The sequence below is a fragment of the Streptomyces sp. QH1-20 genome (assembly GCF_041283565.1).
GTDB classification, from domain to species: Bacteria; Actinomycetota; Actinomycetes; order Streptomycetales; family Streptomycetaceae; genus Streptomyces; species Streptomyces syringius.
Genome location: NZ_CP166299.1, coordinates 3,134,429 through 3,157,527, shown reverse-complemented (window position 1 = coordinate 3,157,527; position 23,099 = coordinate 3,134,429). Strand labels below are relative to the sequence as shown.

The window sequence follows — 23,099 nt, the reverse complement described above, 5'->3', positions numbered from 1 at the left end:
AGGACGCCATGCGCGCCCAGTTCGTCCTGTCGGAGATCGGCGTCGGTCTCCGCCGTAATCTCACGATGACCTTCGCGGTCATCGTCTCCGTCGCCCTGTCGCTCGCCCTGTTCGGTGGGTCACTGCTCATGCGCGAGCAGGTCAGCACGATGAAGGGCTACTGGTACGACAAGGTCAACGTCTCGATCTTCCTCTGCAACAAGGTCGACGCCGAGTCGGACCCCGCCTGTGTGAAGGGCGCGGCCACCGAGGACCAGAAGAAGCAGATCAAGGCCGACCTGGAAAAGATGCGGGTCGTCCAGAGCGTTCAGTTCGAGACGAGCGACGAGGCGTACAAGCACTACAAGGAACAGTTCGGGAAATCCCCGATCGCCGGTTCCCTGACGCCGGACCAGATGCAGGAGTCCTTCCGGGTCAAGCTCAAGGACCCGTCCCAGTACAAGGTCATCTCCAGCGCCTTCTCGCAGCGCCCCGGCGTCCAGGTGGTGCAGGACCAGAAAACCCTGCTGGAGAACCTCTTCAATCTCCTCAACGGCATGAATCTCGCGGCGCTCGGCGTGATGGGCCTGATGCTCGTCGTGGCGCTGATGCTGATCGTCAATACGGTCCGGGTCTCGGCGTTCAGCCGTCGCCGGGAGACGGGGATCATGCGGCTGGTCGGCGCGTCCAGCATCTACATCCAGATCCCCTTCATCATGGAGGCGGCCTTCGCCGGGCTCCTCGGCGCGGGCTTCGCCTGCGTCCTGCTCGTCTGCGGGCAGTACTTTCTGGTGAACAACTGGCTCGCGCACCACGTCGACGTGATCCAGTTCATCGGCTGGGACGCGGTGCTCGCGAAGCTGCCGCTGGTGCTCGCGATCGGCCTGCTGATGCCCGCGCTCGCCGCCTTCGTCGCGCTGCGGAAGTACCTCAAGGTGTAACCGGCCGCGCACCGGAACACAGGACATGCGCCGAGGGCGCCGTACGGTCAACTCCCCGTACGGCGCCCTCTCGTGTCCTAGACTCTCGCGCATGCCCGGCCCGACGATGTTCGTTCCGCCGCGCCGCGTCCGTCGTGGAGCGGCTCTGACACTGGTCTTCGCGAGTGTGCTCGCGGCCGGTGCCACCGCCGGTTCCTGGGGGATGGACCGGCAGGACGGCGGGGAGCGCGAGGGCGGCAGGTCCTCCCGTACGGTCGCGAGGGCTGTCGACCGCCGGGCCGTGGAGGCGGCCGCCGCGCAGGCCGCGCGGAAGGGCAAGTCCGGATCGGAGGCCGCCGCCGAGGTGGTCAGCCGCAGCGGCGACCGCTGGAGCGCGGTCTACAGCGCCCGTGAGTACGAAGGTTTCCAGCGCGCGTTAGACGGCGCGTACGTCGGCGTCGGTCTCTCCGCCCGGCGCGGGCCGGGCGGCCGGACGGAGATCGACGGAGTCCAGCCCGGCAGCCCCGCCGAGCGCGCCGGGCTGCGCCCCGGCGACCGGGTCCGCACGGTCGACGGCGCGGACACCACCGGCCGTCCCGTCACCGAGACCGTCGCCCGGCTGCGGGGCGACGCCGGCAGCCCGGCGCCCGGCGACGACGCCGGCAAGCCCTCCGTCCGGGCCGTCGCGGCCGCCCCCGGTACGCCCGTGCGCCTGGGCCTCGAGCGCGGGGACCGCAGCTGGGAGCACACTCTGCACCGGCAGCGGCTGACGACGCGGAGCGTCACCGTCGACCGGCTCCGTGACGACGAGGCGCCCGCCACCCGGATCAAGGTCGCCTCCTTCACCAAGGGCACCGGCGAGCGGGTCCGGGAAGCGGTGCGGGCCGCCGAGCGCGGCGAGGGCATCCTGCTGGACCTGCGCGGCAATTCCGGCGGCCTGGTCACCGAGGCCGTCGACGCCGCCTCCGCCTTCCTCGACGGCGGCCTCGTCGCCACGTACGACGTACACGGCGAGCAGCGCGTGCTCCAGGCCGAGCCCGGTGGTCACACCCGGCCGGCGCTGGTCGTCCTCGTCGACGGCGGCACCATGAGCGCCGCCGAGCTGCTGGCCGGCGCCCTCCAGGACCGGGGCCGGGCGGTCCTCGTCGGCGGGCCCACCTTCGGCAAGGGATCCGTGCAGATGCCCAGCCGGCTCCCCGACGGCTCGGTGGCCGAGCTGACCGTCGGCCATTACCGCACCCCCGCCGGGCGGGCGGTCGACGGCCGGGGCATCACCCCCGACCTGGTCGTCCGCGGTGATGCCGAGCAGCGGGCCCGCACAGTATTGAGTGGCCTCGGGGTGGGGTCCTAGTGCGAGAATGGCCGCGCTATGGCTAAGCAGAAGAAAGAGACCACAGGTCGCAAGCTGGTCGCGCAGAACAAGAAGGCGCGCCACGATTACCACATTCTGGACACCTACGAGTGCGGCATGGTGCTGACGGGCACCGAGGTCAAGTCGCTCCGCCAGGGCCGGTCCTCGCTGGTGGACGGCTTTGTGCAGATCGACGGCGGCGAGGCGTGGCTGCACAACGCCCACATCCCCGAGTACACCCAGGGGACGTGGACGAATCACAGCGCGCGCCGCAAGCGCAAGCTGCTGCTGCACCGCGCCGAGATCGACAAGCTCGACTCCAAGTCGCAGGAGACGGGCCACACGATCGTGCCGCTGGCGATCTACTTCAAGGAGGGCCGGGCCAAGGTCGAGATCGCCCTCGCCAAGGGCAAGAAGGAGTACGACAAGCGGCAGACGCTGCGCGAGAAGCAGGACACGCGGGAGTCGAACCGCGCGATCGCCGCCGCGCGCAGGCGCCAGCGGGCGAAGCAGCAGACGCTGTAGCCCTCCCGGGGGCCGCCCCGGGAATACGCTGGCACCCTCGTGCGTTGGTCACGTACGATGGGCATCGCACACCACCGGGTGGTGCCGGGTGTGCACTTTGAAAAATCAACATGGGGATGATCGGTTTCGACAGCGGATGTCGAAGCAGGGGAAGCGTGTCGAGGAAGCGGCAATGATCTCGTAAACCATATGTCGCAACCAATAATCGCCAACACCAAGCGCGATTCCTTCGCCCTCGCTGCCTAAGTAGCGACTTGCGAAGTGTCAGCCCGGGCTTGTTCCCGACCCGGATCCTGGCATCAGCTAGGGAACTAAACTTCTAGACCCGGTCACGGGGTCTGGAAGGAAATCAAACAGTGGCTGGGCCCGTCGGAGACTTGTTCGTGTGATCTCCGGGGCCGAGAAAAGCGCAGCGAACTGCACACGGAGAAGCCCTGATTCTGCACCGTTGGACGCGGGTTCGATTCCCGCCATCTCCACTCATCCCATGTGAGCCTGAGGCCCGCGACCTAGTCGCGGGCCTCAGGTTTTTCTACGGGTCAAGGACGCCGCAGCCGTAGTGAGAGCAGCGCCATCGACACCATCAGCACCAGCAGCACGAGCATGGCGACCCGGAGGTCCACGGCCTCGGCGATGCCGCCGATGATGGGCGGGCCCGCCAGAAATCCGACGTAGCCGACGGCGGAGACGGCGGCGATCGCCGGGCCGGGCCGGGCGGGCCGGAGCTCGGCCGCGTGCCCGAAGACCACGGGGATGACGGCCGCCATGCCGAGCCCGAGGAGCGCGTATCCGGCGAAGCCCGCGCCGGGGCTGGCGACGGAGATCGAGACCACCGACCCGGCGGCGGCGACGAGCGAGCACCCGAGGGTGAAGCGCACGGTGCCCGTGCGGGCGCGGATCCGGTCGGCCGAGAGCCGCCCGATGACCATCCCGGCGGAGAAGACGGCGAAGCCCGCGCCGGCCGCGCCGGGGGAGGCCCCGGTCACGTCGTGGAGATAGACCGCTCCCCAGTCGTTCATGACGCCCTCGCCCATCAGGGCGCAGAAGGCCACGAGCCCCGGGATCCACAGCCCCGCCGTGGGCAGGGCGAAGAGGGGCCCCGGATCCTCGGCGGTCTCCCGCGGGTCGGGCAGCAGGGCCGTCGCGGCCACGGCCATCGGCACGCACAGGACCACCGCGGTGAGCGCGAAGTGCCGGCCCACGCCCACGTCCGCCGAGGCCGCGAGGCTGCCGACCACGGCGCCCACGATGCCGCCGATGCTGAACATGGCGTGGAAGCCGCCCAGGACGGCCCGGCGGTACGCCCGCTCGACCATCACCCCCTGGGTGTTCATGGCGACGTCGACGGCGGTGTTGCCACAGGCGAACAGGGCCAGGTTCGCGGTCAGCAGCGGGAGGTTGGGGGTGACGGCCAGGCCCGCGAGGGCGGCCAGATAGACGGCCATGCCGGTGAAGAGCACGGGACGGCTGCCGAACCTGGCCACCAGACCGCCCACGAGGGGCAGGCCGAGGAACGCGCCGCCGCTGAGGCCGACCAGGGCCACGGCGAGCTGCCCGGCGGACAGATCGAGCCGGTCCTGGACCGCGGGGACCCGCGACGCCCAAGTCGCGAACGCCGCCCCGGTGATGAAGAAAACCGCGGACACCGCCGCTCTCGCGGAGCGCAGCCGGGTGGGCGTTTCCGACGGGCCCGACTCCGGCGCCTGCCGGACCGGGGCCCGTCCGTCCGGGGCATCCGATGTGTTCTTCATGAAGTGGGGCGTCCCTCTCCTCGGTCTCCGGCGTACTCTCCAGTCTCTGTACTTGTCCTGCTCAACACCTCACAAAACGGTCAGACGGCGTAGGGGAGGGAACTCATTCCGCTTCGCGCGCGCAGCGGCGGGCGAGGGCGATGAGCGAGGCGCGTTCCTCGACGAGCACCTTGTGGAACACGTCGGCGAACGAGCGCATGGTGCGTTCGTCATTCGGCGGGCCGAGGGAGCTGAAGCTCTGGCCGAGGACGAGCCGGCGTCGGCAGATCTCCTCGGCCACCGGGTACTCCTCGGGTCGGTACGCATGGCCGGGGCGGGCGTGGCCGCAGGACCAGGGGCAGCCGCGTCCGTAGCCGCGCAGCTCCTGGAACAGCGTCTGGGCGGGCACGGGTTGGGGCTGCCAGCGCATGATGCCGAGCCCCTCCGCGCGTGCCGCCCGCTCCACCGCCTCCCGGAAGGCCTCCACCGGGACGTCCTCCAGGCCGAGCCCCTCGGGCTCGACGAGCAGCGGGTAGAAGAAGTACACGTGGGTGAGGCCTTCGGGCACCACCGGCGGCCTGATGCCGGGGATGCCGTCGAGCGCCGCGGTGAGCGCCGCCCCGTTGGCCCGCCGGATCCGTGACATCTCCGGCAGCCGGGTGAGCTGGGAACGGGCGAAGGCCGCGGCGAGCACGTCGATCCGGTAATTCCAGCCCATGATGCGGGCGTTGTAGTCGCGCCCCTGGCCCGGCAGTTCCTCGCCGAACATCAGGACCCGGCGCGCGAGCCGGTACTCCTCCTCGTTCCGGGTCGCGAACAGCCCGCCCTCGCCGAGCGCCGACAGGGTCTTCGAGCCATTGAGGCTGGCGCCGCTCATGGTGCCCAGCGCCCCCACCGGGCGGTCGCGGTAGGTGGCGCCGTGTGCCTGGGCGGCGTCCTCGATCAGGGGCAGCCCGTGGCGGTCGGCGATCTCGCGCAGCGCGTCGTAGTCGGCGGGCAGGCCGTTGAGGTCCACCGCGACGATCGCGCGGGTGCGGCCGGTGATCCGCTCCCCGACCAGGGCGGGGTCGACGTTGAACGTCTCGATGTCGGTGTCCACGAACACGGGGATCGCGTTGGCCTGGAGCACGCTCGATGCCGAGGCGAGAAAGGTGTCGGCGGGCACGAGCACCTCGTCGCCCGGCTCCACCCCGGCGGCGGCGATCGCCATGTGCAGGGCGGCGGTGCCGGAGTTGGCGGCGAGCACGTAGGGCATGCCGGTGAACTGCGCCCAGGCCTCTTCGAGTTCCTGCACGGGCTTCATCGGCCAGTGCCAGGGGGTCGCCTGGTCCAGGGCGCCGAGCACGGCCTTGCGGTCCTCGTCGAGGATGTACGGCCACGGCGCCACCGCGCCCTCGGGGATGACCCGCTCGCCTCCGTCCACCGCTAGCATGCCGCCGCCCTCCCTTCAATGCCGCCGGGGCCCCCGCTCAGCCGCCTTCTGGCCGGCGGCTCCCGGCGGAAGACCGCCTTCGCCGACGGGAGCTCGGGGAAGCGCCCCAGCTCGGCGGCGAGCGCCGTGAGCCCCGCCAGCAGTGTGATCTGCGGTTTGAAGTGGAGCGCGGTCAGCCGGGAGACGTCGGCCACCAGGGCGAAGCTGTCCTCCAGGCTGCTGACGTCGGCCTCCAGGATCGCGGGCCTGCCCGTGGCCTCGGCCACCGTGTCGGCCAGTTCGCGCATGGAGACATCACTGCCGGTGCCCAGGTTGTAGATCTCGCCTTCCGCCCCGCGGTCGGCGAGGGCGATGAGCGCACGGCACAGATCGTCGACATGGATGAAGTCGCGCGACTTGCGGTCGATGTCGCCGACCACGGGGATCGGCCGTTCGTTGAGCTGCCAGCGCAGGAACTGGGACACCTCGCCCCCGGCGCGGCGCGGGTCCTCACCCGGCCCGTAGATCACGAAGGAGCGGCCGATGACGACCGGAAGCCCCGTGGTCCGCTGAAGGCTGCGCAGCGTGAGTTCGCCGGAGAGCTTGGAAGCCCCGTAGGGAAGGAACGGCCCCGTGGGGTGGTCCTCGCGGATGGGCGAGTGCTGGGGCGTGCCGTAGACGATGGCGGAGGAGAGATAGACCAGCCGCCGCACGCCGAGTTCGAGTGCGGCGTTGCCGACGTTGCAGGTGGCCAGCGCGTTGAGGTGGAAGTCGTAGCGGGGGTTCTCGACGGACACGGTCCCGCTGGCGTTCCCCGCCAGATGGAAGACGACGTCCGCGCCCTGCAGGGCCAGCAGCGTCTCGCCGTAGTCCCGCAGATCCGCCCGCACATGACGGACGCCGGGCAGGGACGCGATGTCCGCGCCGAGGGCGGCGTGGTCGACGACGGTGACCTTCTTGCCCAGGAGGGTCAGGGCCGCGACGAGACGACGGCCGACGAAGCCGGCGCCGCCGGTGACCGCCACCTCGTCGTGCCCGGACAGGGTGCTGTCGAAAGGAGAGCTGTCGGAAAGAGCGTCAGTGGAAAGGTCGCTGCTGGTGGAAAGGGTGTCGAACGTACCTGGTGCATGGCTCAAGGCTGCTCCCACGTGGTAGTTCCCGGGTCGCACTGTTGCTGCCATGGCGGAGAACGGGCACGGGGTCGCACCGAACGAGCCGCATCGCCCCCGTCTCGGATGACCTAAGCCATGGAAGGCAATGCGCCGTGCGGCGCACAAGTGCCTGCCGGAGAATGACTGATTCGCAGCGTTGCCCTTCCGGCCGCCGTGGGCGTACAGGGAACGCCTGAAGTTGCTATTGCCACCTGCGCAAACCCGGGAGCATCCGCCGGATCCGGGCAACCAACGGGCCGGGGCGGCCATCTTCCTCATTGACCGACAGGGGGTGTGCGGTGAAGTGGACTCGGGCGGCGGTGGCCGTAGTGGGTGCGGGGCTGATGTGGCCGACGGCCGGTCCGGCGGTGGCCGACGACGGACCGGGCGGCGGGGTGAACCTGCTGCTCAACGGCGCGTTCGACAACCGGCCCGGCGAATTGATCGACATCGACGTCCGGGGCGTCCGGGCGGGCGCGGACGTCACCGTCAGCTCGCCCGTCTTCGACCGGCCGGTCCGGCTGGCCCCCTCCGACGGCGGACACCACGCGCGGCCCGCCGTCGAGATGTCCACTCCGCCCGGTACGTACCCGCTCAAGGTCAGGGCGGACGGCAAGATCGTGGCCAGGGATCAGGTGGAGGTCAAGGCCTCGGAACGGCCGACGTTCCAGGTGACCACGCCGGGCGACGAGCTGCGGCCGGGCGAGCAACTGGGGATGTGGTTCGACGATCTCTATCCCGGTGAGACCGGCGACGCCTTCACCGTGCGTTCCCCGGCCTTCCCCGCCCCCGTCCGGCTGACCCACGACCCGAAGGGTGCCGACTGGAACAACCCCCGGATGTTCTCGGCGCTCGTACGGCTGCCGGCCGACGCGAAGGACGGCACGTACAAGGTGGAGCTGACCGGCCCGGACGGCCGGACCCTCCAGAACAAGGACCTCGTGGTCCGCGCCGCCCGCCCCGGCGACAGCGACTACGTGGGCAAGGCGCGCGGCCCCGCATTCTTCGCCGAGAAGGACCGGCCGGAGGACGCCCGCAGGTCCGGGGCGAAGATCGCGGCCGGCGGTTCGGTCAACGTGCTGTGGAGCGACGAGTCACCCGATCCGGGCGAGGAGGGCCGGCTGACCGCGACCTCCCCGGCCTTCGAGCGCGCGGTGCCGTTGAAGCGCGACGACAGCAAGGCGGGCGACGGCGACGACCCGCGCTACTACGGCCCGGCCCGTATCCGGACCGACCTGGAATCCGGCCGCTACCCCGTCACCGTCGTCAGCCACCACGGCCGGGTGAAGAGGACCGGTCATCTCGTGGTCGCCGGATCCGCCCCCAAGACCCCGGACGACGGCCCCGACCGCACGGTGCTCATCGTCGGCGCGGGCACGGGCGGGGCGGCCGTGGCGGCAGCGGCGGGCGTGGTGATCTTCAGGCGGGTCCGGGCCCGCGCGTAGAGCCCTGCCGGGCGGGTTGCCCCAGCCCGTCCGGCGTTTGAGGACGCGCTCTCAGGGCGCTCGCCGCAGGCGGCAACGACACCCCTAGCGGGCAGCGTTGTCACGCGTCACGGAGCCGTAGATCTCGTACCGCTTGAAGCCCAGGTGCCGGGTCCCGCTGTGCTCCAGAACCCTGCCCCAGGCGGGGGAGGCGGCCAGGACGGGAAGAGCGGCCTCATGGGCGTCGACGTCGGACCACTCGGAGTACTTCAGGACGCGGGTGCCGTCCTTGGTGAGGTGGAAGTGGGCGGCGACCAGCCCGGGGAGCGGGGTCTCCTGCTGGGCGGCGACGACGGTGTCGGCCCATGAGCGCTGACGCTCGGGGCCGGACGCGTCGACGGTGGCGAGGACGATCAGGCGGCGGGTGAGGGACGTGTCCGCCGTGATGCTCCGGTAGACGTGGGTGCGGTGCAGTCCCGGGCGCTCGATACCGGGGACGACCGCGTCGAGCTGGCCGATCATGCCGTTGCGGCGGGCGCGGGCCCAGGCGAGATGGGCCTCGTCGCTGGTCCACTGGGAGTAGTGGAGAAGGCTGCTGCCGTCGGTGTTCAGAAAGATGTGCAGGGCGAGGGAGCCATCGGCCTCTCCGTCGGGGCCCCGGCCCATGTTGTCCGACCACTCCGCGAGAGCCATGTCGGCGGCGGTGCGGGAGCGCTCGGCGCTGCCGACGATCCATTCACTGACGAGGTGGGTTCCGGCGTCGGGGCGGCCGACGCGGGGCAGTTCGAGGCGCGGGGTGGTGGACATGGGCGGCCGTGCTCCTTGCGGTGATCGCTGGCAGATGCACTCAGCGTCGAACATCAACCGCGCTTGAGGTCAAGGCGGTCAAGGAGGCGGACGAGTCGCCCAGGGCGGCGGCGCGGCGCGCTGCGGGCGAACCCGGGGCCGGTGGCCGGACGGGCCATGGCGATCAGGGTGCCGCCGCTGACGGCGAAGAAGGGGGAGGGGTTCTGGTGGGGCTGATTCGGCATGCCTCTACCCTCGCCGGAGGGGGATGCGGCGGTCCAACACCTGATCAGTGGCCATTAACGCGTCTGTGTTGTTAACTGCGCCGCATGCCCCACGACATGGAACCGCGCCTGCTGCGAGCGTTCGTCGCCGTCGCCGACGAACTGCACTTCACCCGGGCGGCAGCACGGCTGTACGTGGCCCAGCAGGCGCTCAGCCGGGACATCCGGCGACTGGAACAACGGGTGGGCGGCGAGCTGTTCGCGCGTACGACCCGGCACGTGACCCTCACGGCGGAGGGCGCCCGGCTGCTGCCGTACGCGCGGGCGGTACTCGCCGCGTACGACGAACTGGCGGCGGCCTGCGTACGCGAGGAACGACCGCTGCTCGTCGACGTCGGCGCCAGCGTCGGCGTCCCGTCCCAGGTGCTGACGGCGGCCCGCGAGGCCGCACCCGAACAGGAGTTGATCGCCCGGTACCTGAGCGGCCTGACCGGCGCGGCGGGGGAGATCGTCGCCGGCCGCCTGGACGTCTCCTTCGGCCGCGTCGCCGGCCTCGACCCGGCGGTACGGGCCCGGCTCGATCACCAGCCCGTGCGGTACGAGCCGATGGCCGTGCTGCTCCCGGAGGACCACCGGCTGGCGGAGCAGCGGGAGGTGCCCCTCGGCGAACTGGCGGGGGAGACCCTCTACGCGGCTGCCGGAAACCCGATGACGGCGGAGTGGACCGACCTCGCGGAAAGACTCTTCGAGGGAAGGGGAATTCGCGTTGCCGAGCCCTTCCCGGAAATCGAGGGGGACGAGGAGTTCATCCGTGTCATCCGGAAGCGGGGGTGGTCGGTGCTGGCGAGTGTCGAATTCATCGACGTGCCGGGCATGGTGCTGCGACCGCTGGTCGAGCCGGTGCCGCTTTCGCCGGTGGCGATGGTGTGGCGGAAGGGCCTGCGGCATCCGGGACTGGACGCGCTGCGGGCGGCGGCGAGTGGACTGGCCGCGTCACGGGGGTGGCTGGAGCGTCCGGGTGGGGCGGGGTGGCTGCCGCCAGGTGACGCGGCGCTGATGGGGGCGGGTTAGCCCGTCGGCGACTCCAGGCGGGCGAGGAATTCCTGCCATGGGCGGTGGGCGAAGGAAAGCGGGGGGAGGTTGGGGGCGTTCGAGTCGCGGACCCAGACTTCATGATCGTCATAAGCGACCTCGACGCAGTTGTCCTCGGCTCCCCCGGAGAAGCTGCTTCTGTGCCAATGTGGCCGAATTTGCTGGGCGCTCACGTGAATCTCTCTCCCGCTTGGCCGCTAACGGATGTCTGACCAGGAGAGTCGCGGCTCGACTCCCCTCCCAGATTGGCAACTAATTGGCGATCAGGGAAGGGTGGGCAAGGAATGAAGATAAATATATAGGAAATTCGATATTTGCTTGTATGTGCTGTGGACTGCACTTGCAGTGGCTGTACGCACTGTTTGTGTGGGCGAGTGCTGTTCCGGCCGTATGGGCCCATCGCCTAATCTGAGTCGTGACCCGGTCCCGACTGCATGTGGCAGAGGAGACGTCATGGTGAACTCGACCTCGCCCGGTCCGTCCCGAGGCACAAGGCGCGTCCTCTGGTACGGGTATCTCCTGGCGGCCGGTATTGCCGCAGCGGGCTTCGGAGCGCTGATCGCGGCCGCCACCGGAGGCTCCGTGCTGGTGCACGTAGCGGCCTCCGGGGCAGTGATTCTCGCGGCGGGGTGGCTGGCGCCGACGTTGCTCAGCTGGGCGTATCGCTTGGCTCACCCTCGTTCGCGTGACTCGCGCACCCCACGTCGCGCGGGTTCATGAAGTGATCGACGATCTCCGTACGGCGCATGTCTGACTCCGCCATCAGCCAGGCTCGCCGCTCCGCCGCGTGTGAAGCAGGGCGTGGGAGACGGCCTCTCCTACGCCTCTACGCTCACTTCCACCGAGGGTCGGGCCTCCGGGACTCCGTTCATTCCTTCGATCGCCCGGTCGATCACATGGGGTAGGTCTTCCCGAGGGGCCTGTGCTTCCAGCGCCCAGAAAGTTTCCAGGTAGCGGCTGGTCGCTTCGGTGTCGTCACTGAAGACGGAGTCCCCGGATGTCTTCTCCAGATACAGGATGTCGTCCATCTCTCCGTTGAATTCGAGAAGGACGAAGGAGCCTTGCAGGCCGACGTGGGCGCCGATGCTGAAGGGGACGATCTGGATGGAGATGCCGGGGCGGGTCGCCATTTCCTTGAGGTGTAGCAGTTGGCTCTTCATCACCCCGGGGCCGCCGGTCCATCGATGGATCGCCGCCTCATCGATGATGAAGAAGAACTCCGGCCGGTGTTCGCTGGCGAGCAGCTTCTGACGCTGGAGCCGTGCTTCGACAGCCCGGTCCAGACGTGCCCCGGTGATGTGCGGGGAGAACGCCAGGCTCGTGGCCCGTGCGTACTCCTCGATCTGGAGCATGCCCGGGATCACCAGTGGTTCGAAGGACCGGACGATGCTTGCGGCGACCTCGACGGACAACAGGTTCATGTACGGCCTGGGGAGGAGGTCCCGATACTCCCGGTACGGCAGCTTCGCGCTGGCGAGGGCCAGTCCCAGGAAGTAGTCCAGACGCTGCGGGTCGACGATCCCGTACTCGTGGAGCAGTGCCCGTAGGTCGTCGGTGGAGATCCCCACCTGGCCGGCTTCGATCCTGATCAGCTTGGAGGGGCTCCAGTCCATCCTGGCTGCCACTTCCAGCTGGGTGAGTCCGGCCCTGGCGCGGGCCTTCTTGAGCTCGGTTCGCAGTTGCCGCCGCTGCACCACGGCGCCCGGAGTGGTCACGATCGCTGGTCCTTCCCCGCAGGGCGGGCAATCAGAGACTGCCCTGACGAAGTCGAGTGGGGTCGTTGTCGGCCCTCCGGGTGGCTCGGGTGCCATGCGGAAGGGCGGGCAGGAGGGCACTCCCAGGCAAGAGGTTGATCTATTGCCTCATGCCGAACGAGCGTTCATGGACAGTCTTTGAGATCACGCTAGTGGGCCAAAAACGGCAGGCCAAAGGCCCGGGGGCTCACGCGGTGCGCTTGCCGCCGACGGCGGCTGTTTGTGGGTCCGTACGTCCGGCGGACCGCCGACTACTTCACTCGGCGTGCGGTGCTTGGGCCGTCCGGCCTAGGCGGGCCTTAGCCGACGGTACGAGCGAAGGCCGTGAAGGCCGACCAGGCCTCGGGGGAGAGGGTCAGGCGGGGGCCGTCGGGGACCTTGGAGTCACGGACGTGGATGATGGTGGGGAGGTTGGCAACTTCGACGCAGGCGCCTCCCTCGCTGCCGCTGTAGCTCGACTTGAACCACGTCAGCTCGTTCATGTCTCTCCTAGCAGCCGAACCAACAGGCTTCTGGTCTCCTCAGGGTTGAGAGCCTGCGTACGCAGCATTCCATACTTCCGAGCGAGGATGCTGACCTCGTCAGGGCTGGAATTGAGGTGGCTGCTGCGGTGCGCCTCGATATATCCGAAGTGCCGATTGTCCTGGGTTTCCAAAAGGATGAAGGGGCCGTCGAGGGAAGCGTGGGTTTCGCGCGCGAGCGGCATGATCTGGACGCAGACGCCTGGTAGCTCTGAGCAAGTCAGTAGATGCTTGATCTGGTCCTGCATGACGTCCCGTCCGCCAAGGCCTGCCAAGACGATTGCCTCGGACAGGATGAAGCTTGCTGTGATTGGCACCTTGCGGTGCAGCAGCTCCTGGCGAGCCAGGCGAGTCTCCACGCGATGCTGGATCTCGTCTTCTGTGAGCTCCGGGACGGCGCTACGGAAGGTGGCGCGCGCGTACCCCTCGGTTTGAAGCAGACCGGGTGCGACGCCGTCCTCGTACCAGGAGAGGGCGATGGCCTCCTTCTCATGAGCCATGTACGCCTCGGCCCAGATCGGAAACTTCTCCTGCTCCGGCAAGTGCTCCACAGCAACCGCCAACGCACCTCCGGTCTCCAGGACCCGATCCAGCTCAACCGCCAAATCCGGCAGCAGCCGCCTCCGCCCCTGCTCGATCGACGCGATCGTCTCCTCGTGGATGCACAAGCGCTCACTGAGGCTGTGCTGGGTGAAGTTCGCGTTCACGCGGAAGAGGGCGACCAGTGCCCCGACAAGCCGCATCGACGTGCCCTGCTTCTTGGTGTTCTTCCGGGTCTGCATGGAGACCAACTCCCCACCCAAGGGTGCAAATGACCGGTGCGGGACCCGTACAAAAAATCTGTACGGGTTGACGCACTGGTCCACCCTAGTTACCCGCTGCGACCGTTGTGGCATGAAAGACGCGACTCAACTCCCCTACTTCCACAAGCGGTTCTACCGCCGCACTCCCAGATCCGTACCCATGGCCAGAGACTTCGGCCGCAAGACGCTGGAGCGTTGGGGCCTCACCGACAGATCCGAAGACATGTTGCTCTGCGTGAGTGAGTTGGCCACGAATGCCCTGCTGCACGGGGTGCCCGTAGGTCGGGGGTTTCTGCTCCACATGTGGCTGCTCGACGATCTCGTCGTGCGACTGGAAATGCACGACAGCGGCGACGGGCGCCCCGTGGTCCGTACGACCACTCCGGCGGAGGAAGAGCGGGGCCGGGGGCTGCTGCTCGTGGACGCGCTGGCGGACAAGTGGGGGGTCGGGGAGCGGGACCCCGGGAAAGTGGTGTGGTGCGAGTTCGCGTGCGCCCCGTCCGAGGGGCAGACGTGAGGGCCGTGGGCCGGCTCGTCCGGCCGTGCGTGCACCATTCCGGTTGGACGGAGAACGGAGGCGAAGCCCGATGCGTGGATTGCGGGACGCGGCGGTTCACGGATTACGGGGCGCTGAGGCCGCCGGATTTGCCGGAGGTGCTGACTCCGTCCGATCACGCCCGTTCGGCGGCGGACCGGGCGGCGGCCCGGCAGGTGTGGCGGCGAATTCGACTCCGGTTACTCCCTGGGTAGGGTGACCGCCGTGCGAATACAGAACGTGACAGTCGTCGTAGTCAGTGCGGTGTGCCTTCTGGCGACGGGTTGCTCGGACGGAAGCTCCGGCAAGAGCGACAAGGCGAAGCCGAAGTCGACCCACACCGTGCTGCCGCAGCGGCTGGACAAGCCGGCGCCCATGCCGGAGGAGACGCTGCAGCCTTCCCCGGCCGCTGACGCCCCTTTCAGCGAGAACCTGGCGTACGAGTTGCGCCGTAAGACGCAGGCCATGGCGGGGGCGACGGGAAAGATCACCGCCGAGTGCCCCAAGGACCTGGGGTCGAAGAGCGGGACGCAGGCTACGTGCACCACCACCTTTGAGGGCGTCAAGGTGGAGTGGGACGTGAGCATCGGCGGCAAGTCGTCGTTCTCGAACAACCTGGTGGAGTACAAGGCGGCGCCGCGCCAGGGGATCCTCACCCGTGACGGTGTCGCCCGTCTCCTCCACGGCAACTATCGCGGCAGCATCGATTACGCCCTCTGCAATGACATCCCCAAGGCTGTGATCGCGCCCCTGGGTGTTCAGTCCAAGTACCGCTGCGAGGTCGTGGACAAGGGGGAGAAGCCGTCGGGCTTCGCGCAGCCGGTACGGGCCACGGACTCCGGTCCGCGGTACTACTGACGAGTGGTGTAATCACGGCCATGAAGATCAATGAGCTGGTGATTCCCGATTCCTCGGCATGCTCGGCGGCGCTGGAGGTGGCGACCGCCTATTGCTCGCCCGCGTTGCTGAACCACTCGATACGGTCCTATCTCTGGGCGGCGGCCCACGCGAAGGCGTCAGGCATCGCCTTCGACGCGGAACTCCTCTACGTATCGGCGTTGCTCCACGACCTCGGTCTGGTGAAGGAGTTCGACAGCCACACCGTTCCGTTCGAGGAGGCGGGCGGTCATGTGGCGTGGGTCTTCGGGGCGGCCGCCGGGTGGCCCGTCGAGCGCCGGGTGCGGGCCTCCGAGATCATCGTGCGGCATATGGGGGACGGCGTGGACGTCGCGGAGGACCCGGAGGGGCACCTGCTGGAGTACTCGACCTCGGTGGACATCTCCGGTCGCGGTGCGGACGCGCTGCCCGCGGAGCTGCGCGCCGAGGTGCTGGGCCGCTATCCGCGGCTGGGGCTGGCCGAGGAGTTCACGGCGTGCTTCCGTGACCAGGCGGACCGCAAGCCGGACAGCGCCGCCGCCGCGGCCATGCGCGGCAACATCGCCGCGCGCATCGCGACGAACCCGCTGGACGCGTAACCGCCGCCGCTGACGGCCTCGGCCCACCCCGGCCGGGGCCGACGCGCGAGGCGCTGCGGGAGGGGGAGCGCACGCCATATATGGCGTGCGCAGGGCCCCAGGTGTGTCGTACCGTGTATGAGTCCCTGCCCCGAAACTCGGCGGCAGTGTTCAGACTTCCGTCCTTGCGCAGCGATCTTGAGGTGACTTCACATCCCCCAGGCCATGTAGCCGTCCGCATTCCCCCACGTTCTGATTCTTCGAACGTGTCCGGGGGCGGACTTCGCACTGGCCTGAGTTGCGTCACCCTCCCCCGTAGTTTTCTGTCATTTCCCGGGTGCAGCTCTGCCGACTGCCCCGGGTTTCGTGTTTTCCGGCCCCGGCGCGGCTGACGGCGAGCTCCCCGCATTCCTGAATCAGGAGTCCCTCCGTGGCTTCCCCCGCGCTCGACAACGAGCCGAAGCGCCCAGCCGAGTCCTCGGCTCCCGCAGCATCCGGCACCGCATCCAGGATGACCCTGGCCGCCAGAGTCGCCCTGGTGGTGCTCCTGGTCGCCGAGCTCATGGACATCCTCGACCAGTCGGTCGTCCTCACCGCCCTGCCCGCCGTCCAGGAGTCGACCGGGGCCGGACCGGCCGCGGTGCAGTGGCTGACCGCCGGTTACTCGCTGACCGTCGCCGTCGGGCTGATCACCGGCGGACGGCTCGGCGATATCCACGGCCGACGCAAGATCCTCCTCATCGGCACCGTCTCCTTCACCTTGGCCTCGCTGCTGTGCGGCCTCGCCACCGGTCCCGGCGTGCTGATCGCCGCCCGCGTGCTCCAGGGCGCCGGCGTCGCCGTGATGATCCCCCAGGTCCTGGCCACCCTCCACGTGACCTTCGACGGCGAGAACCGCAGCAGGGCCTTCGGCCTGTACGGGGCCGTGCTGTCGCTCGCCAACGTGCTGGGGCCGGTGCTGGGCGGCGTGCTCACCGAGGCCGACCTGTTCGGACTGGGCTGGCGGCCGATCTTCCTGATCAACGTGCCCGTCGGACTCGCTGTGATCATCCTCGGACGGAGGTTCGTCCCCGAGTCGACCGCACAGAAGGCCGACCGGCTCGACCTCACCGGCATGCTCCTGTCCGCACTGGCCGTGGTCCTGATCCTCTTCCCGCTCACCGAGGGCCGTACCCACCACTGGCCGCCGTGGTGCTTCGCCATGCTGACCGCAGGTCTCCTCGTGCTCGGCGTCTTCCTGCGCCACCAGCAGCGCAGGAAGGACGATGCCCCGCTCGTGGCACTGTCCCTCTTCCGGGGCGGGCAGTTCTCCGGCGGCCTGTCCGCGCAGCTGGTGCTCGGCCTGCTGTGCGGCCTGTTCTTCATGACCTGGACGCTGTACCTCCAGCGCGGCCTGGGCATGAGCCCGTTCCAGGCGGCCGTGGCCTTCGTGATGCTCGCTCTCGGCGAGCTGGCCGGTGCGACGGTCGCGATGAAGGCCGCCGGGCGCTTCGGGCGCCGCCTGCCCCAGGCCGGAGCCCTGGTCGCCCTTGCCTCGATGGCGGGCTACGGGCTCCAGATCAGCAGCCGACAGGGTGACCTGACCCTCCTGGGGATGACCGTCCCGGTCGTGCTGATCGGCTTCGGCCTGGGCATGGTCGGCGGCCCGCTCGCCGACATGTCGCTCGCCAAGGTCCCGCACGAGAACGCCGGTTCGGCCTCGGGCCTGTTCAACACCGCGATGCACCTGGGCATCGCGGTCGGCACCGCACTGACCGCTCTGGTGTTCTTCTCCGCCACCGGCGGCTCACCCGACGACGCGATCAACCGCGACGCCTTCACCGGCATCCTCTGGTGGGTCGGCGGCGCCCTCGCCGTGATGTGGGCCCTGATGTTCTTCCTGCCCAAGCCCACGAACAGCCGGGCCGACTGAAACAAGCGACGGGTCGGCCCGTCCCCAGGGGTTACGGCCCCGCCCTTCCGCCGGGCACCCTGGGGGTGGCGGTAACGCCACAGACCCCCCACAGGGAAACGGGTGACAGGACACATGGCGGCGGCGAGGGCCTCCTACGACCTGCGGTTCGACTCCGGGCGGCTCTGTCTGGACCTGTTGGCCACGGGCGGGGGCCGACCGGGTGAGGAGCGGCTCGGCAGTCCGGATCAGCTGCGTGAGTGGCTGCTCGGCGCCGGGGCCGTACCGCCCGGCACTCCGCTCGACGGCGTGGACGCGGGCTGGGTCGCGCGGTTTCACGCGGCGCGTGAGCTGTTGCAGCGGGTCGTGCACGCGGAGGTCGACGGGCGGGCCGCCGATCCGGATCTGGAGCGGGTCAACGCCCTCGCCGCGACCGCCCCGCCCGCCGTGCTCGCCGTCCGGGCCGGGGACGGGACGCTGGTCCGTCACCTCGCCACCGCGCCCGGCTGCGACGCCCTCGTGGGGCAGGTCGCCCGGGACGCGGTGGAGCTGCTCACCGACCCCGTCGCCCGTGGGCAGCTGCGGCGGTGCGCGGGGGAGACCTGTTCGCTGGTCTACCTCGACACCTCGCGGGGGCGTCGGCGCCGCTGGTGTTCCAGCGAGGTGTGCGGCAACCGCGAGCGCGTCGCCCGGCACCGGCGGCGCGCGACCGGCGGCCCCGGCCGGGGGTGATCCCCCGGCCGGTACGGACTCTTAGTCCCGTGCCGGGTCGCTGCAATTGGCCATTCATCACGGTAGTTGGCCGCGAGTGACCGCCTCCTTGGGGCGCGGACCCGGTCATGGTGTCGCCAGCAGCGGCGTAGCAAATCCGGGACTTCTGAGCAACGGCAACAGTCCGTAGTGATCTGGGGAACACTTCTGGACTTTGTCTGACCTGCGCTGCCCCGCCCTCGTACTGTCCACGAACAGTTGTACGGAGTATGGGCAGGCCTGGTCGCACCATGACCTGATCGGCCCCATTTGAGATCGAACGCCTGCCCCCACAGAAAGGGTTGCAGACAGGTGGGACTCAGATCCCGTTCCCAACAGCGTCTTGCCGTAGGTGCAGTCCTCGCCGTCATCCTCGGCTCAGGCGTGGCCTCGGCCGCCACCTACATACCAGACCCGCAGCACACTGCGGCGCAATCGGCTGCGAACCAGCGGCCCACCTCGGGCAAGAACCCCGAAGCCGGCCCACCGTTCGCCAAGAAGAACGGCGTCTGGGAGGTCAACACAACCACGCCTACACTGCGCAATACTGTCACCGACCCGGATGGTGACAAGAGCAACCTCACCTTCGAGGTGTGGACCACGGACCCCAGCGGAAAACCGAAGAGCCGGGTCAAACTGACGGACGACAACGAGTACGGGGTCCTCGTCTCCAGCTCTGTCGCCTCAGGCAAGACCGCCCAGGTCGGCGTCCCTGCAGGCAAGTTAAACGACGGCACGACCTACGCGTTCCACACCTCCGCCTTTGACGGAACGCTGTACGAGACCGACTGGTCGCCCTGGGCCACATTCAAGATCGGCACGCCGGCACCGGCAAAGCCCGCGAAGCCAAGCAGCGTGGCGAACAACGGCAAGCCGGGTGAGTTCACCGTCTCTCTCCCCGTCGGCCACACAGCACAGTGGGTGGAGTGGCAGCTCGACCAGGCCGCATGGAAGCGTGTGGACGCTGCCGGGAAGACGTCAGTGACGATCGACACCGGCCTGCGTACAGCCGCCGCAGCCGCCCGTGCTGCGGCAAACCACGTCCTCAACGTGCGTACCGCCAACGGCGGTGGCTCCTCTGACGCTGTCTCTGTGGCGTTCTCGGGGAACGGAACCGGCAATACCGGCGGGAAGGACCACGCGGTGGACCTAGCCCTGCCGAACCCGGTCTCCACGGCTCCGAACCCCGACCAGACCAAGCAGGAGGTCACGGGCAAGGTCACCCGCCCGCTCGGGGCCCGCGCGTCCAGCAGTCCGCCGCGGCTCGGGCCCAAGGAACAGTGCGGACCGGTCGACAAGGACGGCGGACAGGCCTGCTTCGGTGTGCCGGTGAAATTCGACGACCTGCCCGACGACGTCAAGGCCAAGGCCAAGAAACAGCGGGACCAGGCCCCGGCCGCGGCCCCCGGCGGCATGACCGACTGGTGCAAGACGAACAGTTCCGGCGCCATCGCCACCCGCACCGTTCAGTGCGAGACCAAGCAGCTGCCCGTCATCTACCGCGTGGACGGCAAGCCGATCGCGACCGCCTACTTCACGATGACGCGTGAGATCTCCGTCGAGAATTCCGCGAACAGCTTCATCCACCGCCTGAACATCCACCCGATCCTGATCCCGCCGACCTTCCGTGCCATCGAGATGGTCATGGACAACCGGACGTGTGTGGGCAGCACCGCCGCCCAGTGCAAGGATCCCGGCAAGGCCGAACTGTCGGACTGGGAGGGGAAGCCCATCTGGCAGTCCCCCACGGACACCCACGACGCCGGCCTGACCACGACGTACACCTGGGACAACTCGACCAAGGGCGCGGAGTACGACCTCCGGGCGGACTTCATGATTAAGGGTCTGCTGATCGTAGGCAACGCGCCCGGCCCGGTGTTCATGACCGACTTCCGCTGGGCCATGTCCGACCCGTCGGACCAGGAAGAGATCCGCTGCGACACCAAGGGCACGGCATCCGCGCTGAGCGGCTGCGTGTTCAAGAACATCGCGCCGAGCTACACGTTCAATGCTGCCAAGTATCCACAGGCCGCCGCCCATGCGTGGCTGCTGCAGGAGAAGCTGCCCAACACCATGGGCGTGAAGACCCGCGACACCCCCTTGTACTACCTGCCCGGCGGAACGCGCGCGGATGGCAAGAAGAACAGGGACGTCATCTGCGACGTGGCGAACTGGGCCAAGGACAACGGTGACGTCAGCGCCATGGACGGAGCCGGGGACAAACCCAACTGTGATGAGTTCGCGTTCAACACCACCTACAACAGCGGCGGCATGCCCAAGAGCGAGGGCGGCCTGAACGAGGTCTCCTCCGGTGGTCAGTGCGTGCAGACTTTCTCCAAGAAGGCCGACGACGGAGCCGTGCACCTGTACAACATCGACGGGCACGCACCCACCTGGCGCGAGGTCTGCGGCCGCTCGGCGATCTCCGGGAAGCACAACAGCGGCTCCATGGCCGGATTCTCCGGGTTCGTCAGGAACATGCGCCTGCTGGACAAGGACCCCTACTGGCTCGAGACCGGCATGTCCGGGCAATGCGCGCAGGACCCCAAGGCGGTCAAGTGCACCCTGCGCGCCAACTGACCTGAGCACCCGGCCGAACCGGCCAGTGAACCGGACATCGCAGCCATGACAGGCATGTGGGCGGCACACCATCAGGTGCGCCGCCCACACTCCTATTGAGCAGGGTCCGGCAGCCCTGCGGCAGGCAGTAGTCCCGCCTCGATCTCTTCGCGGGGAAGGCGGATGCCCAGATGCTCTCCCACCGTCTGGAAGGTGCGGGGAAGCAGGTCGGCGCCCTGCCACACCACACCAGCCCTGCGCAGGGCCTCGTCCAGCGCGGCGACCTTGCCCGTCGAATCGTCCCGGTCGGGGTAGTCCAGCAGGCTCTCCTCGCCGATTCCCATGCTCCATACCTCTCCGTCGCCCGGTGAGTACAGGAGCTTGGACGGGGACTGATGATGGTTCAGGGTCACGCACACCAGTTCCTCGCCCGGGCGAGGCATCGAGTTCTGAACCTCCTCAATCCAGTCCAGGTACCACGTTGCGCACAAGGAGTCCTCCAGCAGGAACGCCCATTCCCCGCTGGTGCCGAACATGCATTGCCCGTCTTTGAAGTCGCCCTCGGACCACTGCGAAGCGATGTCCTTGTACAGGACGCCTCGCTCCAGCACGTTCCGGTCTGCCCCCATCCGTACAAGGAGATCGACCGGATCCGTGCTGCGCATAGCGGTGAGCGAGATGCTTCCGAGCATCCCGTCCACGGTTCCCCTGGCGTCATGGGCGTGCTGCCCGATCCACGCCAGACTGTGGTCAGTCTGTTCTTCGGTCATGGCCGACACCGTAGAACATCGCTACACACCGGGAATGGCCTGTTGGTGCCGACCGCGGGACTGACCACGATGCCGGAGTGTGGGGGCGGCTTCACCAGGTGCTGCAGGCAGGGAAGCTGGAGCTGTGGTCCCGCTACTTCGCCACGAACACGTAGTCCGCCTCGTACGGCACCGCCACCTTCGGCTGCCGCTGCGGGTCGCACGAACCGGCCGGGGCCACGCCGCCCCGCGTGTTGAGCCGCAGGATCTCCGTGACCGGCGCGAAGAGCCCCCGGGCCGTACCCGACTGCCCGGCCCGCAGGTCGAGTTCGGGAATGTTCCCGTCGCCGTTCGGGACCTTGGCGACCAGCTTCCCCGTGACCGCCGAGCCGTCGCGCGCGATCCACTGCGGGGCGCCCCCGGACCGTACGAAGGAATGGGCGATGGAACCGCCGAGCGTGGCGCTGACATTGTCCTGCGTGAATCCGTACGTCCCGTCGTCCTTCTTCGTGCAGGCGTAGATCTGGCTGCCCTTCACCACGGACGACTGGAAGCTGTTCACGGCGGTGGTCATGTTGAGCGGTGCGCTCAGTTTGTGGACCTGGCCGCGCACGGCCCCGCCGGGGAATTCGCCGGTGTGGAGATTGAAATAGAAGCCGTTCGGGTCGGACTTCAGCGCGCCCAGCAGCTTCTTGTCCGTGACCTTCGCCGTGCCGGTCGCCGTCGTGCGGCCGTCGGGCAGCTTCTTCGCGAAGAAGGGGATTTTGACCGCCCCGTTCTTCCCCCGTGCGCCCTGGTGGACATGCGCGGCCGTGGGCGTCGCGATGCCCCGGAACGAGAAGGCGAACGACACCTCGTCGCCCTGCACGCGCAGGAAGGCGATCGCCCGCCCGTCCTTGTCGCCGACGGCCGGACCACCCGCCGTGGGCACCTCGTTGCGGCCGTTGAGGCTGCCCGCGAAGAACACGGCGTCGCCCCGGTTGCCGGCGCTGAGGGCGCCGAGCGTGCCCGTCGCGGCGCTCTCGTGGGTGGTGCCGTGCGACCCCGTGCGACCTGCACCGTCCTCCTGCGCGTCGGCGGGGATCACCGCGAGGGTGATGCCGGCGGCGGCTGCGACTGCGGTGGCGCCGGTGGCCAGAACGATGCTCCTGCGCTTCATGATTCGGTCTCTCCCCGTAAGGCGGCCGGTACCCCCTGCAACGGCCTCTCGGGCTGACTTACGGGCCCTTCCGGGCCCGCGCTCAACCGCGTTTCGCGAGCTGCATCACAGGGCTGTCACTGAACGCGGAGCCCTTTCGATCCGTACGCCGGAAGGTTTCGAAGATTTCTCCACCGGCACTGAGTCGATCACCAACCCCACCCGTATCCACGGGTGAAAGGGACTGGTGACATCGGCATGGCAACGGCGGTCACGGCTACGGACCCACGCCCCCGGGGAGCCGCACGAGCTCCCCGGGAAAGACCACAACGCGCTATCGACCTGGGGGAAG

General features: G+C 68.9%; 23 protein-coding genes and 1 other RNA gene. 13 read left to right on the top strand and 11 right to left on the bottom strand.

Annotation, left to right across the window (positions count from 1 at the left end):
* The first annotated feature begins 8 nt into the window (after positions 1 to 8).
* The 4 genes from ftsX (at position 9) to ssrA (ending at position 3,257) form a co-directional block, all read left to right on the top strand.
* Positions 9 to 920 (top strand): permease-like cell division protein FtsX, encoded by a 912-nt coding sequence (gene ftsX / locus AB8O64_RS14220; RefSeq protein WP_130878112.1) that lies wholly within the window; start codon positions 9 to 11, stop codon positions 918 to 920.
* Between the two features lie 91 nt (positions 921 to 1,011).
* The gene (locus AB8O64_RS14215; protein ID WP_370419510.1) at positions 1,012 to 2,250 is read left to right on the top strand and encodes a S41 family peptidase; all 1,239 of its coding nucleotides are present in this window, start codon (positions 1,012 to 1,014) and stop codon (positions 2,248 to 2,250) included.
* An 18-nt stretch (positions 2,251 to 2,268) separates the two neighbouring features.
* On the top strand, positions 2,269 to 2,775 hold the full coding sequence (gene smpB, locus AB8O64_RS14210) for an SsrA-binding protein SmpB (RefSeq protein WP_356454482.1): 507 nt from the start codon (positions 2,269 to 2,271) through the stop codon (positions 2,773 to 2,775).
* Positions 2,776 to 2,887: 112 nt separating this feature from the next.
* Positions 2,888 to 3,257: a transfer-messenger RNA gene (ssrA, locus tag AB8O64_RS14205) on the top strand.
* Between the two features lie 57 nt (positions 3,258 to 3,314).
* On the opposite strand, the gene AB8O64_RS14200 is transcribed toward ssrA, so the two are convergent.
* The 3 genes from AB8O64_RS14200 to AB8O64_RS14190 form a co-directional block, all read right to left on the bottom strand.
* The gene (locus AB8O64_RS14200; protein WP_370419509.1) at positions 3,315 to 4,526 is read right to left on the bottom strand and encodes an MFS transporter; all 1,212 of its coding nucleotides are present in this window, start codon (positions 4,524 to 4,526) and stop codon (positions 3,315 to 3,317) included.
* A gap of 103 nt (positions 4,527 to 4,629) precedes the next feature.
* A complete protein-coding gene (locus AB8O64_RS14195; RefSeq protein WP_370419508.1) occupies positions 4,630 to 5,937 on the bottom strand; it encodes a DegT/DnrJ/EryC1/StrS family aminotransferase in 1,308 nt (435 codons plus the stop codon).
* Entirely contained in the window at positions 5,931 to 7,052 is a 1,122-nt protein-coding gene (locus tag AB8O64_RS14190; protein ID WP_370419507.1) for an NAD-dependent epimerase/dehydratase family protein, read from the bottom strand. Before AB8O64_RS14190 ends, AB8O64_RS14195 begins: the two co-directional genes overlap by 7 nt.
* Before the next feature lie 314 nt (positions 7,053 to 7,366).
* On the opposite strand from AB8O64_RS14190, the gene AB8O64_RS14185 reads away from it, so the two are divergent.
* Positions 7,367 to 8,512 carry a hypothetical protein gene (locus tag AB8O64_RS14185; RefSeq protein WP_370419506.1) on the top strand — a complete coding sequence of 382 codons (1,146 nt, stop codon included), beginning with the start codon at positions 7,367 to 7,369 and terminating at the stop codon, positions 8,510 to 8,512.
* An 84-nt stretch (positions 8,513 to 8,596) separates the two neighbouring features.
* Here AB8O64_RS14185 and AB8O64_RS14180 read toward each other — a convergent pair whose 3' ends face one another.
* On the bottom strand, positions 8,597 to 9,298 hold the full coding sequence (locus AB8O64_RS14180; protein ID WP_370419505.1) for an antibiotic biosynthesis monooxygenase: 702 nt from the start codon (positions 9,296 to 9,298) through the stop codon (positions 8,597 to 8,599).
* Between the two features lie 53 nt (positions 9,299 to 9,351).
* Positions 9,352 to 9,522, bottom strand: a complete 171-nt coding sequence (locus AB8O64_RS14175; protein WP_370419504.1) for a hypothetical protein — start codon at positions 9,520 to 9,522, stop codon at positions 9,352 to 9,354.
* An 84-nt stretch (positions 9,523 to 9,606) separates the two neighbouring features.
* Between AB8O64_RS14175 and AB8O64_RS14170 the strand changes: the two genes are divergently transcribed.
* Positions 9,607 to 10,572 (top strand): LysR family transcriptional regulator, encoded by a 966-nt coding sequence (locus tag AB8O64_RS14170; protein ID WP_370419503.1) that lies wholly within the window; start codon positions 9,607 to 9,609, stop codon positions 10,570 to 10,572.
* Here AB8O64_RS14170 and AB8O64_RS14165 read toward each other — a convergent pair.
* From AB8O64_RS14165 to AB8O64_RS14150, 4 genes are all read right to left on the bottom strand, one after another.
* A complete protein-coding gene (locus tag AB8O64_RS14165; RefSeq protein WP_370419502.1) occupies positions 10,569 to 10,766 on the bottom strand; it encodes a DUF397 domain-containing protein in 198 nt (65 codons plus the stop codon). The two genes, AB8O64_RS14170 and AB8O64_RS14165, sit on opposite strands and share 4 nt — an antisense overlap.
* Positions 10,767 to 11,411: 645 nt before the next feature.
* Positions 11,412 to 12,308 (bottom strand): helix-turn-helix domain-containing protein, encoded by an 897-nt coding sequence (locus AB8O64_RS14160; RefSeq protein ID WP_370419501.1) that lies wholly within the window; start codon positions 12,306 to 12,308, stop codon positions 11,412 to 11,414.
* A 338-nt stretch (positions 12,309 to 12,646) separates the two neighbouring features.
* Positions 12,647 to 12,829 carry a DUF397 domain-containing protein gene (locus tag AB8O64_RS14155; protein WP_370419500.1) on the bottom strand — a complete coding sequence of 61 codons (183 nt, stop codon included), beginning with the start codon at positions 12,827 to 12,829 and terminating at the stop codon, positions 12,647 to 12,649.
* A complete protein-coding gene (locus AB8O64_RS14150) occupies positions 12,826 to 13,650 on the bottom strand; it encodes a helix-turn-helix domain-containing protein (protein ID WP_370419499.1) in 825 nt (274 codons plus the stop codon). The genes AB8O64_RS14155 and AB8O64_RS14150 overlap by 4 nt, the downstream gene beginning before the upstream one ends.
* A gap of 112 nt (positions 13,651 to 13,762) precedes the next feature.
* On the opposite strand from AB8O64_RS14150, the gene AB8O64_RS14145 reads away from it, so the two are divergent.
* The 7 genes from AB8O64_RS14145 (at position 13,763) to AB8O64_RS14115 (ending at position 20,881) form a co-directional block, all read left to right on the top strand.
* Positions 13,763 to 14,188 carry an ATP-binding protein gene (locus AB8O64_RS14145; protein WP_370419498.1) on the top strand — a complete coding sequence of 142 codons (426 nt, stop codon included), beginning with the start codon at positions 13,763 to 13,765 and terminating at the stop codon, positions 14,186 to 14,188.
* Positions 14,110 to 14,421, top strand: coding sequence for a DUF6255 family natural product biosynthesis protein (locus AB8O64_RS14140; RefSeq protein WP_370419497.1), 312 nt, complete (start codon positions 14,110 to 14,112; stop codon positions 14,419 to 14,421). The genes AB8O64_RS14145 and AB8O64_RS14140 overlap by 79 nt, the downstream gene beginning before the upstream one ends.
* Positions 14,422 to 14,446: 25 nt before the next feature.
* Positions 14,447 to 15,064 (top strand): hypothetical protein, encoded by a 618-nt coding sequence (locus AB8O64_RS14135; protein ID WP_370419496.1) that lies wholly within the window; start codon positions 14,447 to 14,449, stop codon positions 15,062 to 15,064.
* 20 nt (positions 15,065 to 15,084) lie between these two features.
* Positions 15,085 to 15,681: an HD domain-containing protein gene (locus tag AB8O64_RS14130; protein ID WP_370419495.1), complete on the top strand. Its 597-nt coding sequence runs from the start codon at positions 15,085 to 15,087 to the stop codon at positions 15,679 to 15,681.
* Positions 15,682 to 16,090: 409 nt separating this feature from the next.
* Positions 16,091 to 17,572, top strand: a complete 1,482-nt coding sequence (locus tag AB8O64_RS14125; protein ID WP_370419494.1) for an MFS transporter — start codon at positions 16,091 to 16,093, stop codon at positions 17,570 to 17,572.
* A gap of 114 nt (positions 17,573 to 17,686) precedes the next feature.
* Positions 17,687 to 18,283, top strand: a complete 597-nt coding sequence (locus AB8O64_RS14120) for an ABATE domain-containing protein (protein ID WP_370423867.1) — start codon at positions 17,687 to 17,689, stop codon at positions 18,281 to 18,283.
* 402 nt (positions 18,284 to 18,685) lie between these two features.
* Entirely contained in the window at positions 18,686 to 20,881 is a 2,196-nt protein-coding gene (locus AB8O64_RS14115; protein WP_370419493.1) for a hypothetical protein, read from the top strand.
* Positions 20,882 to 20,973: 92 nt separating this feature from the next.
* On the opposite strand, the gene AB8O64_RS14110 is transcribed toward AB8O64_RS14115, so the two are convergent.
* Positions 20,974 to 21,630 (bottom strand): hypothetical protein, encoded by a 657-nt coding sequence (locus AB8O64_RS14110; protein WP_370419492.1) that lies wholly within the window; start codon positions 21,628 to 21,630, stop codon positions 20,974 to 20,976.
* Between the two features lie 133 nt (positions 21,631 to 21,763).
* Positions 21,764 to 22,768 carry a CHRD domain-containing protein gene (locus AB8O64_RS14105; RefSeq protein WP_370419491.1) on the bottom strand — a complete coding sequence of 335 codons (1,005 nt, stop codon included), beginning with the start codon at positions 22,766 to 22,768 and terminating at the stop codon, positions 21,764 to 21,766.
* Positions 22,769 to 23,099 lie beyond the last annotated feature (331 nt).